Source organism: Bacteroidia bacterium, from assembly GCA_033391075.1.
Taxonomy (GTDB): Bacteria; Bacteroidota; Bacteroidia; order J057; family J057; genus JAWPMV01.
On sequence record JAWPMV010000001.1, the window covers coordinates 2,604,255 to 2,615,272 of the forward strand.

The window sequence follows — 11,018 nt, forward strand, 5'->3', positions numbered from 1 at the left end:
GGTTCAAATCAAGACCATTTTCTTTATGTGTGGCAGATATACCTTTACCGCAAAACCTGATCCTGCATTGGTGATTCAATCCCAACAGCAGCAATTAGACCTTGTTCCCCGCTACAATATTGCCCCTACCCAAATGGCCCTTATTAGTCCTATGCACGATCCGGAGCATATGCACTTTTATCGTTGGGGACTGATTCCTCATTGGGCAAAGGATGTCAAAATCGGGTATAAAATGATCAATGCACGTTCGGAAACCATCCTTGAGAAAGCATCTTTCAAAAGTCCGATGAAGAATCAACGGTGCCTGGTATGGGGGGATGGCTTTTTTGAATGGAAGAAAGAGTTGGGCGGAAAGCAGCCGTATTATATTGGCTTGAAGGAGCATGGCTTATTTGCAATGGCTGGATTGACATCTAGCTGGACTTCACCGCAAGGGGAGGAGCTAAGGACTTTTACGATCATTACCACAGAACCCAATGAACTTATGGAGGATATACATGACCGCATGCCGGTAATTCTTCCTCCTGCTCAAAGAGATACCTGGATGGATGCTAAAAAAGATCCTAAGGATTTATTAGAATTGCTCAGACCTTTGCCGGCAGAATATATGAAGGCCTATCCCGTAGGAAATTCTGTAGGGAATGTACGAAATGACCATGCTCAATTGATTGAGCCATTTAGTCCTCCGCCGACATTATTTGGTTGATTTTATAGGAAGCCCAGTTCCAGTTGAGCCTCTTCTGACATCATTTCTTTGTCCCAGGGCGGGTCAAAGGTGAGCTCAACTTCTACCTCCTCGATATCCTCGATGGTAAGAACCTTTTCCTTGATTTCTTCGGGGATAATTTCTGCTGCTGGACATGCCGGTGCAGTCAGGGTCATGAGGATATGCGTTTTTTTCTCCTCGGGAAATTTAATCTCATAAATCAAGCCCAACTCGTAAACATTTACCGGAATTTCCGGATCGTAAACGGTGCTGATTTTTTCAATTACGGCTTCCTTGCGGTCTAAATCTGTCATCTTATCCAAACATTTTCTTAACCTGATGAATGCCTTCTACCAAACGATCGATTTCCTCGAAAGTATTGTAAAAAGCAAATGAGGCACGGACAGTACCAGGTATATCCATGAAACTCATAATAGGTTGTGTACAATGATGGCCGGTTCTGACGGCTATTCCCAAACGATCCAGAATAGTACCTGCATCATAGGGATGGATATCTCCAATTAAAAATGAGATTAAACTGGCTTTATGTTTTGCAGTACCGATGAAACGGATTCCCTCAATTTCTGACAATTTTTTTGTGCCATAGTCAAGTAATTCCTTTTCGTAGGCAGCTATATTCTTGTATCCTATCTTATGGATATAGTCTATGGCCGCTCCCAAAGCAATGGTGTCTGCAATATTGGGGGTTCCTGCTTCAAATTTATGAGGAAGACCTGCATAAGTAGTTTTGTCAAAACTTACCAGATCTATCATATCTCCACCTCCCATATAGGGGGGCATTTCTTCCAACCACTTTTCCTTCCCGTATAAAATTCCTATTCCTGTTGGACCAAACATCTTATGGCTGGAAAAGACCAGAAAATCACAATCCAGTTCCTGAACATCCAGGCTATCATGTGGAACTACCTGAGCAGCATCCAGCAAAACCGGAATATCCCGCTCATGGGCTTGTGTGATAATGTCTTTTACAGGATTTATGCTTCCCAAAGAATTTGAGATGTAGACGACTGATACCAGTTTGGTACGATCGCTCAAAAGCTTTTGATAAGCTTCCATATCCAGCTCACCTGCCTCGGATATTGGAATAACTTTCAATACAGCTCCCTTCTCCTCACAAAGCATCTGCCAGGGCACAATATTGGAGTGGTGCTCCATGGCCGAGATGATGATTTCATCTCCTTCCTGTATATACTTTCTTCCGAAACTACTGGCTATGAGATTTATTCCTTCAGTAGTACCTCGGGTAAAGATTACTTCATAATCCTTTTTCGCATGGATGAGCTGCTGCACCTTTTTCCTTACCTCTTCATAAGCATCTGTAGCAAGTTGGCTAAGCTTATGAACTCCTCGATGAACATTACTGTTCTCCTCATTATAATAGGTACTCAGTCGATCAATAACGACCTGAGGTTTTTGGGAAGTGGCAGCATTATCAAAATAGACAAGCTCTTTCCCATATACCTTTTGACTTAGGGTTGGGAAATCCTTGCGAATGCTGGATATGTCGAGTTTAGTATGTAGCACTAAAATCTGTTTTCGATCTTTTCTTCAATAAAATCTTTAACCGCATCCATGGAGATATCATCAGCTACTTCCATCACAAAAGAATGAACCAGCATTTTTCTTGCCTGGTCTTTTTTGATTCCTCTGGCTTGCAAGTAAAACATTGCTTCTTCATCCAATGATCCCAGGGTAGCTCCATGGCTACACTTTACATCATCGGCATATATCTCCAATTGAGGTTTGGTATAAATATTTGCCGTATCATCCAGCAGTACATTATTGTTGGATTGAAAGGCATTGGTCTTCTGAGCATCTTGATACACATGTATTCTACCATTGAATACACCCGTAGATTGATCCTTTAGAATCCCTTTGTACAATTCATTGCTATATCCATCGGCATTCATATGGTCCACTTGCGTGTGATTGTCCACGTGCTGTGTACCAGAAAGCATATAGAGCCCTTTGAGTTCGGAAGAAATATTCACTCCATCCATTTTGATGTCGAGATTATTTCTTACCAGTTTACCTCCAAGAGTAATGGTATGAATAGAAAAACGAGAATCTCTGGCTTGATGAACCAGGGTCCTATCAATGCTGGACGCTTCTCCGCTTTCCAATTGGATTTTAACATACTCCAGCCCGGCATTCGCATCTACGAATATTTCCGTAACCTGATTTCTCAGGGTAGGGGAGTCTGCAAGTGAATGATAGCTTTCTACCACTTGAGCTTCTCCATTTCTTCCCACAACAAACATATTTCTATGCTGCATGGTACTGGATTGCTCTTTATTATCTGCCAGATGCAAAATCTGGATAGGCTTGGCTGTGGTTTTGCCAGTAGGTACTCCAATGAATACCCCATCTCCTGCATAAGCTGTATTGATCGCTGCAAAAATATCGAGATCAGGACTTACTGCTTTTCCGAAATAGGTTTCGAAGGCCTCTTTTCCTTTTCCCGCAATATTTCTGAGGTCATTGATGATCAGACTTTCTTCATTATGGCTGATAGAAGAAAGTTCTTCTCTATATCTGCCATTGATAAAAACCAATACATCTGATTCCAGATTGGGAATGAGGTAAGGCTGAATATCAGTAAATGGGCTTTCATGAGCAGGACTAAATTCCTTTTTGACTAAAGCCTTTAAATCCGTGTATTTCCACTCTTCCCACTTTCGGGTGGGGATCTGGAGGTTTTTTAGTGCGGAAGCAGCTATAGCTTTCTGGTCTTCTACAGCCGCTATGCCCTGGCCTGCGTCAAACTGCGCAATAAAAGCCGTTCTTTCTTGTTCCAATTCCTGGATTTTGTTTGCCATGTTTCAGAAAACAGCTTTAGGTTAAACAGCTTCTGCCTCTTTGAGCCAGTCATATCCTTTTTCCTCTAGTTCGAGAGCAAGGCTCTTATCTCCCGACTTAACGATCTTTCCTTCATGCAGCACATGAACTACATCAGGTACGATATAGTTGAGTAAGCGCTGGTAGTGAGTGATTACGAGGAAAGCATTATTCTCATTACGGAGCTTGTTGACCGCATCAGAAACGATTCTCAAGGCATCGATATCCAGACCGGAATCGGTTTCATCAAGAATGCAGAGCTGAGGCTCAAGCATGGCCATTTGAAAAACTTCATTCCGCTTTTTCTCACCACCGGAAAAGCCTTCGTTTACAGCACGCTTGGTCAATTTGGTATCCAGAGCGACTACTTTTTGCTTTTCCTTCATCAATTTGAGGAAAGCACCTGCACTAAGAGGATCTTCTCCGCGATATTCTCTAACAGAATTCAAAGAAGCTCTCAGGAAATTAGTCATACTGACTCCTGGAATTTCAACGGGATATTGAAAAGCGAGAAACAATCCTTCGCCAGCTCTTTCTTCCGGCTCCAGATCCAGGAGATCTTTTCCATTAAATAAAACTTCTCCTCCATCTACTTCATAATCTTCATTGCCTGCAAGCACAGATGCGAGGGTACTTTTTCCTGAACCATTGGGGCCCATGATGGCATGTACTTCGCCGGGTTTTATATCCAGATTCAAACCTTTCAGAATCTGTTTGTCTTCAATTGACGCTTTTAAGTTTTTTATGCTGAGCATTAGAGAAAATTTTCTTTGTTGTACCCTTATTTATTATCCTACACTTCCTTCGAGGCTGATAGAAAGTAGTTTCTGAGCTTCAACTGCAAACTCCATCGGCAATTGATTCAAAACTTCTTTTGCATAGCCATTAACAATCAGGCTTATGGCTTGCTCTTCATCAATCCCTCTCTGCTTACAGTAGAAGATTTGATCTTCGCCTATTTTGGAAGTAGTCGCTTCATGTTCAATTTTGGAGGTGGTATTTCCTCCTTCTATGTAGGGAAAAGTATGTGCACCACACTGATCTCCAATCAACATGGAATCACATTGAGAGAAGTTCCGGGCATTGGTCGCACCTTTCATCATTTTCACCAAGCCACGATAACTATTGTTACTCTTACCTGCAGAAATTCCTTTTGAAATGATAATGCTACGGGTATTCTTTCCATAGTGAATCATCTTGGTCCCTGTATCTGCCTGCTGACGACCATTAGTAACGGCAACCGAGTAAAATTCTCCTTCGGAATTGTCTCCTTTCAAAATTACACTTGGGTATTTCCAGGTAATTGCTGATCCCGTCTCCACCTGAGTCCAGCTGATTTTGGAATTATTTCCTTCACAGATTCCTCTTTTGGTAACGAAGTTGTAAATCCCTCCGGCACCGGTTTCAGGATCCCCAGGATACCAGTTCTGAACGGTAGAATATTTGATTTTTGAATCTTCTGCGGCAATCAATTCGACTACGGCTGCATGAAGCTGATTTTCATCTCTTTGAGGAGCAGTACATCCTTCGAGATATGATACATAACTTCCTTTTTCTGCAACGACCAGGGTTCTTTCAAACTGGCCCGTATTCTGTTCATTGATACGGAAGTAAGTAGAAAGCTCCATTGGGCAACGAACGCCCTCAGGGATATACACAAATGAACCATCCGTAAATACCGCAGCATTTAGAGCTGCATAGAAGTTGTCTGTATGAGGAACTACTTTCCCCATATACTTCTTGATCAGTTCTGGATGATCCTGTATAGCTTCGCTGAAAGAGCAAAAAATAATGCCCAATTCGGCAAGCTTTTCTTTGTAAGTGGTCTTGATAGAAACACTGTCGATTACAGCATCAACAGCTACGCCCGCAAGCACCTTCTGCTCATAAAGCGGAATGCCTAATTTCTCAAAAGTCTTGAGCAATTCCGGATCAACTTCATCCAGGCTATCAAGTTTCTTTTTGGGTTTTGGGGCTGCGTAGTAGTGGATGTTTTGAAAATCAACAGGGGGATATTCGACATGTGCCCAATTGGGCTCCTTCATCTTTTTCCAATGCTCGAATGCTTTCATTCTATACTCAAGCATCCATGCTGGTTCGTTCTTTTTGGAAGAGATTAGTCGAATGATATCTTCATTCAGGCCTTTAGGAGCTTTGTCGGATTCTATGTCAGTAACCCAACCATATTCGTACTTTTTATTAGTAACCTCCTGGATGATTTTTTCATCTTCGGAGAGCTCCTCAACGGCTGCTATTTGATCCTCTGCCATTCCTTATTTAAATTTAGACTGATTCTAATTAAGTAACGAAAAAAAATGCAGCTTGTTCAAAGTGGCATTTTCTTTTTGTCAGACGCCAAAGTTAATCTAACTAAAATTAATTACCTAAAATTAGGTAGATTGTTTAAGGCTCAGTAGAAAAAAGTTAAATTTTTGTAGGCTAGGCGACCGGCCTAGTTATTTTTGCCGGCCATGAAAGCTTCCATCGGCTTAAACTGTTTTGCCTCATCTCCATTTCTGTAAATGCGGACGGATTCAATCACATCGCCTTGTGCAATGGCATTTACTACCTCCATCCCCTGAATTACATAGCCGAAAACGGAATGTTTATTATCTAGCCAGGGAGTAGGTACATGCGTGATGAAGAACTGACTTCCATTGGTATCTGGTCCGCTATTAGCCATTGAAAGAGTTCCTGGTCTATTGTGAAATAGTCCAGGGAAAAATTCATCTCCAAAAGCATATCCAGGAGTTCCCATACCAGTAGCTAGCGGATCGCCGCCCTGGACCATAAAATTGGGGACGACTCTGTGGAAAGTGAGCCCATCATAAAATGGTTCTCCTTTTCCTTTAAAATTATTTTCCATATGCCCTTCAGCAAGAGCAAGGAAATTTCCTACAGTAGTAGGAGTCTGCTTAAAGGTAAGCTGTGTAACGATCTGCCCTTTGTTGGTATTGAACACGGCAAAAATTCCATCTGGATATCCTTCCAGACTTTCCATAGACCATTTGGAGCCACATGAGCTCAAGATTAGGCCTAATACGATTGTTAAAAACAGACTTCTTTTCATTATCATTAATTTTTGGACACCGCAAAAGTAAAAAATGAAGCAGAAGAAATAAAAATGAATCCAAGATTTCTACCACCCCATATGGAAAATCGGCCATTGTATTTGTTTTGAATGGGAATCCTGATCTTCTTTGAAAAATTATGCGTATCCCATTAATTAAATACTTGAATATTGGAGCCCACATCCTTATCTGGGGTACGGTAATCTATTTTTTCTTTCCAGAACCCTATGGAAGAGGCTTATTTAATACCGCTTTTTATGAAGGGAAAGAGGAAATTCCCTTTTTCCTTTACAGCACCATTCTGAATATTATTCTTTTCTATCTTTTTTCTCATGGGATTCTTCCCTATTCATTAAAACAGAATAGTTTCAAGATCTTTCTCTTAAGCAATTTGCTGACTCTGGGGGCTTTTGTTCTGGTCGAATGTGGGTTGGATTTTGCCTACCAATGGTATGTATATAAATTTGAACGAGTCCCAAGTGTATGGGAAGAATTTGGCCTGGGTTATTTTGATTGGATCGAAGGTAATTTGGTCTTTACAGCGGTAATTCTTGCCTTTTCGAATTTCTACGGCTATACCTATGCCTGGTTTAATGGCCAAAGGGACAGACAAATCCTCAAAGAAGAAAAACTCAAAGCAGAACTTTCTGCCCTCAAGCATCAGATCAATCCCCATTTTCTTTTCAATATTCTTAATGGTCTGTATGGGCTCGCGTTTAAAAATAATGATGAGCAAACGGCCAGTGGAATTGCCAAGCTTTCTCAGCTGATGCGCTATATGCTCTATGAGAGTAATGACAATAAGGTACCGCTTTCTAAAGAGATTGAATACCTGGAGAACTATATTGATTTACAGAAACTTCGCTTAAATGGAACCACTAAAGTCAATTTCTCCGTAGATGGAAATATAAAAGGGAAGCAGGTAGCTCCGATGCTATTTATTCCTTTTGTAGAAAATGCCTTTAAACATGGAATAAGCACTGTCAATGCCTCTCAGCTCATCATCAATCTGAAGGTTTTGGAAAGTGAACTGGATTTGGAAGTTGAAAATCCCATCCATCCGAAAAGTAAACATGAGCTGAATCCTTTTGGCGGAATAGGCCTCAATAATGTAAAAAAACGTCTAGATCTATTATACCGGGACAATTATGAGTTGGACATCGACGAAGACCCGGAAAAACATCGCGTTCATTTAAAACTAAAACTATGAAGAAATTGAACTGTATTGCAGTTGATGATGAACCTTTAGCATTGGAGGTGATTAAAAGGTTTGGTGAAAAGATTCCAGCGCTCAATCTGATGGAAACTTTCCAAAACCCTATAGAAGCCGTAGAATTTATTAAAGAAAATCCGGTTGATTTGGTATTCCTGGATATTCAAATGCCCGATCTTACCGGCCTGGAATTCATCAATAGTTTTGCAGAAAAGCCGATGGTTATCTTTACTACGGCCTTTGCGGATTATGCAATCGAAAGTTATGAAGTGGACGCTATCGATTATCTCTTAAAGCCGGTTCTATTTGATCGTTTTTATAAAGCCGTAAATAAGGCCCTTATGAAGGTCGAAGAATCTGGAACAGAAATTCTTGCAGAAGAAGATTTCATGTTTATCAAATCGGATACTCGTATCTTCAAAATTAACTACAATGACATCCTTTACATAGAAGGAATGCGGGACTATATAGCTGTTCATACCCCTAAACAGCGAATCCTTACTCTGATGAGTATGACTCGTATGCTGGATAAACTCCCCAAGAGGAGGTTTATGCGGGTTCATAAGTCCTACATCATAGGAATAGGTCATATTCATATGATTCAAAACAACCGGGTCCTGATCAATCAAAAAGAAATTCCTATCAGCAATTCTTATAAGGAACAATTCCTTAAATTTATAGAGAACAAATAGAACCCACTCAATCCAAAGCTCTATGAAAACTATTACTGCCATCTTTCTGGCCAGCCTGCTGGTCATACTATCTGATATGCTATTCGCTCAGGATCAATTGGGCTATCAAATGCCTCCGCAAGCCATCGCCGACCTGGCTGATGCTGCCCCGACACCAGCTGTAAGTCTTAGTCCCGATGATCAATGGATGTTGCTTATGCAGAGATCGAGTATGCCTAGCATAGCCGAACTTTCTCAACCAGAGCTACGCATCGGTGGTCTTCGCATAAATCCTCGTAATAACGGCCAAAGTCGTACTTCCTATTATCTGGGATTTCGATTCAGATCTATGGACGATCAGGCAGAATATTCAATAGAAGGATTACCCGCTGATCCCCTTATTTCTAATGTCTCCTGGTCAGCAGATGGTAAATTCATTGCTTTCACTCATTCAAAGCAAGAACATATTGAACTTTGGGTATTAGAGGTAGAAAGTAGAAAAGCCAGAAAATTAACGGATGCACATGTCAATGCCGCTATGAGAGGGAGACCCTATTCCTGGATTTCTACCTCACATGACATACTTTTGACAGCTATACCTGAAGGTCGGCAAGCAGCACCTCAGAAACCTGCGACTCCTTCTGGTCCGGTTATCAGTTCAAATGAGGGAAAAGTAGCGGCAGTAAGGACCTATCAGGATCTTTTGAAAAATGGGTTTGACGAATCTCTTTTCAGCTATTTCACCGAGTCTCAATTGTTGTTGGTGAATGCAGAAAGCGGAGTCTCAAAAAAGTTGGGAGAAGAAGGGATTTTCAGAAGTTTTAGCCCCAGCCCTGATGGGCAATACATCTTGATTGAGGAGATTAAAAAGCCCTTTTCTTATTTGGTTCCCTATTATAGATTTCCAAGGTCTGTAGAGATTTGGGATAAATCAGGTAATGTAGTTCGTGAAATGGCAGATCTACCTTCAGGAGAAGATATTCCTAAAGGTTTTATGTCTGTGCAGACGGGTCGACGCTCTTTTAGTTGGCGGGCGGATAAAGCTGCCAGCCTTTACTGGGCAGAGGCCCTGGATGCAGGAGATCCGAAGAAGGAAGTTGAATTCAGAGATCAAGTCTACCATATGGATGCGCCTTTCAAAGGAGATCCTAAAGCTGATATGAAAACGAGCCTGCGATATAGTGGTATACAATGGGGAGATGCTGATTTGGCGATTGTAAACGAATACTGGTGGAATACTCGAAGAAGAATAAGCACTGCATTTTCGCCTGAAAACCCTAAGGAGACCAAAGTTCTCTTTGACCGCTCAACAGAAGATCGATACAATGATCCGGGCAATTTTGAGACAGTTAGAAATGAGTATGGGCGCTATGTGTTACTTCAGGATAAAAAGAAGAACAAACTTTTCCTTTTTGGATCAGGAGCTTCTCCTGAAGGGAATAAACCTTTCGTGGATACCTATGATCTGGAAAACGGCGAAACGGAACGTTTATGGAGGTCAGATAATCCTTATTATGAGTATCCCATAGCCATTCGCGATGTAAAGAAAATGACCGTGCTCACAAGCCGCGAATCCAAAGAAATGCCGGCCAATTTCTATATCAGAAATTTGAAAAACGGCAAACTTGAGCAAGTCAGTGAATTTGGAAATCCTTATCCATCTTTAAGCGGAATCAAGAAAGAGTTGATAAAATACGAGAGAAATGATGGACTTCCTTTAACAGGAACGCTTTATACGCCTCCGGGCTATGATCCTCAAAAGGATGGACCGATTCCTGTTTTGCTATGGGCCTATCCGCGTGAATTTAAAAGTGCCAGCGCAGCCGGACAGGTAAGTGGATCTCCCAATCGTTTCGTGAGATTATATGGAGGAAGCCCCTTGTTCTGGGTGGCTAGAGGTTATGCAATTCTGGATGGACCCAGTATGCCTGTAATTGGAGAAGGGGATGAAGAACCCAATGATAGTTTTGTAAAACAGTTGGTGGCCAATGCTGCAGCTGCAATTGCCAAGTTGGAAGAAATGGGAGTGGCAGATGGGAAGAGAGTAGCAGTAGGAGGACATTCCTATGGAGCTTTTATGACTGCCAACTTATTGGCGCATTCAGACCTTTTTGCTTGTGGAATTGCCCGTTCAGGAGCTTACAATAGAACCCTTACCCCTTTTGGATTTCAATCTGAAGAAAGAACCTTCTGGGAATCTCCGGATATTTACTTTGCCATGTCTCCTTTTATGCATGCTGACAAAGTAAAGGAGCCTATTCTTTTGATTCATGGGGAAGCTGATAACAATAGTGGAACCTATCCGCTCCAAAGTCAGCGTTATTACAATGCCTTGAAAGGTCATGGGGCTACTGCCAGATTGGTCATGTTGCCACACGAAAGTCATGGCTACAGAGCCCGTGAATCAGTCATGCATATGCTTTGGGAGATGGATAGTTTCATGCAGAAACACCTGGGGAAAGGATTTAAACAGAGCTCCAGATAAATCGCATTCATCC

At 41.6% G+C, this 11,018-nt stretch carries 9 protein-coding genes and 1 pseudogene; 4 read left to right on the top strand and 6 right to left on the bottom strand.

The window, feature by feature from the left end:
• Window positions 1-25 precede the first annotated feature (25 nt).
• Window positions 26-706, top strand: coding sequence for an SOS response-associated peptidase (locus R8P61_10555; protein MDW3647497.1), 681 nt, complete (start codon window positions 26-28; stop codon window positions 704-706).
• A 2-nt stretch (window positions 707-708) separates the two neighbouring features.
• Here R8P61_10555 and R8P61_10560 read toward each other — a convergent pair whose 3' ends face one another.
• The 6 genes and pseudogenes from R8P61_10560 to R8P61_10585 all read right to left on the bottom strand — a co-directional run bounded on the left by R8P61_10560 (window position 709) and on the right by R8P61_10585 (window position 6,566).
• Complete coding sequence (locus R8P61_10560; protein ID MDW3647498.1) at window positions 709-1,020, bottom strand: iron-sulfur cluster assembly protein; 312 nt, start codon at window positions 1,018-1,020, stop codon at window positions 709-711.
• Window position 1,021: 1 nt separating this feature from the next.
• Entirely contained in the window at window positions 1,022-2,251 is a 1,230-nt protein-coding gene (locus R8P61_10565; GenBank protein ID MDW3647499.1) for a cysteine desulfurase, read from the bottom strand.
• A complete protein-coding gene (gene sufD / locus R8P61_10570; GenBank protein MDW3647500.1) occupies window positions 2,251-3,546 on the bottom strand; it encodes a Fe-S cluster assembly protein SufD in 1,296 nt (431 codons plus the stop codon). Before sufD ends, R8P61_10565 begins: the two co-directional genes overlap by 1 nt.
• A gap of 21 nt (window positions 3,547-3,567) precedes the next feature.
• Window positions 3,568-4,320, bottom strand: coding sequence for a Fe-S cluster assembly ATPase SufC (sufC, locus tag R8P61_10575; protein MDW3647501.1), 753 nt, complete (start codon window positions 4,318-4,320; stop codon window positions 3,568-3,570).
• A 33-nt stretch (window positions 4,321-4,353) separates the two neighbouring features.
• The gene (gene sufB / locus R8P61_10580) at window positions 4,354-5,835 is read right to left on the bottom strand and encodes a Fe-S cluster assembly protein SufB (GenBank protein ID MDW3647502.1); all 1,482 of its coding nucleotides are present in this window, start codon (window positions 5,833-5,835) and stop codon (window positions 4,354-4,356) included.
• A 203-nt stretch (window positions 5,836-6,038) separates the two neighbouring features.
• Window positions 6,039-6,566 (bottom strand): annotated as a pseudogene (locus R8P61_10585) (peptidylprolyl isomerase).
• 209 nt (window positions 6,567-6,775) lie between these two features.
• Here R8P61_10585 and R8P61_10590 point away from each other — a divergent pair.
• Genes R8P61_10590 through R8P61_10600 form a run of 3 tightly spaced genes read left to right on the top strand, consistent with a single transcriptional unit; the run spans window position 6,776 to window position 11,005 of the window.
• The gene (locus R8P61_10590; protein ID MDW3647503.1) at window positions 6,776-7,846 is read left to right on the top strand and encodes a histidine kinase; all 1,071 of its coding nucleotides are present in this window, start codon (window positions 6,776-6,778) and stop codon (window positions 7,844-7,846) included.
• On the top strand, window positions 7,843-8,541 hold the full coding sequence (locus R8P61_10595; GenBank protein MDW3647504.1) for a LytTR family DNA-binding domain-containing protein: 699 nt from the start codon (window positions 7,843-7,845) through the stop codon (window positions 8,539-8,541). The genes R8P61_10590 and R8P61_10595 overlap by 4 nt, the downstream gene beginning before the upstream one ends.
• Before the next feature lie 22 nt (window positions 8,542-8,563).
• The gene (locus R8P61_10600) at window positions 8,564-11,005 is read left to right on the top strand and encodes a prolyl oligopeptidase family serine peptidase (protein ID MDW3647505.1); all 2,442 of its coding nucleotides are present in this window, start codon (window positions 8,564-8,566) and stop codon (window positions 11,003-11,005) included.
• Window positions 11,006-11,018 lie beyond the last annotated feature (13 nt).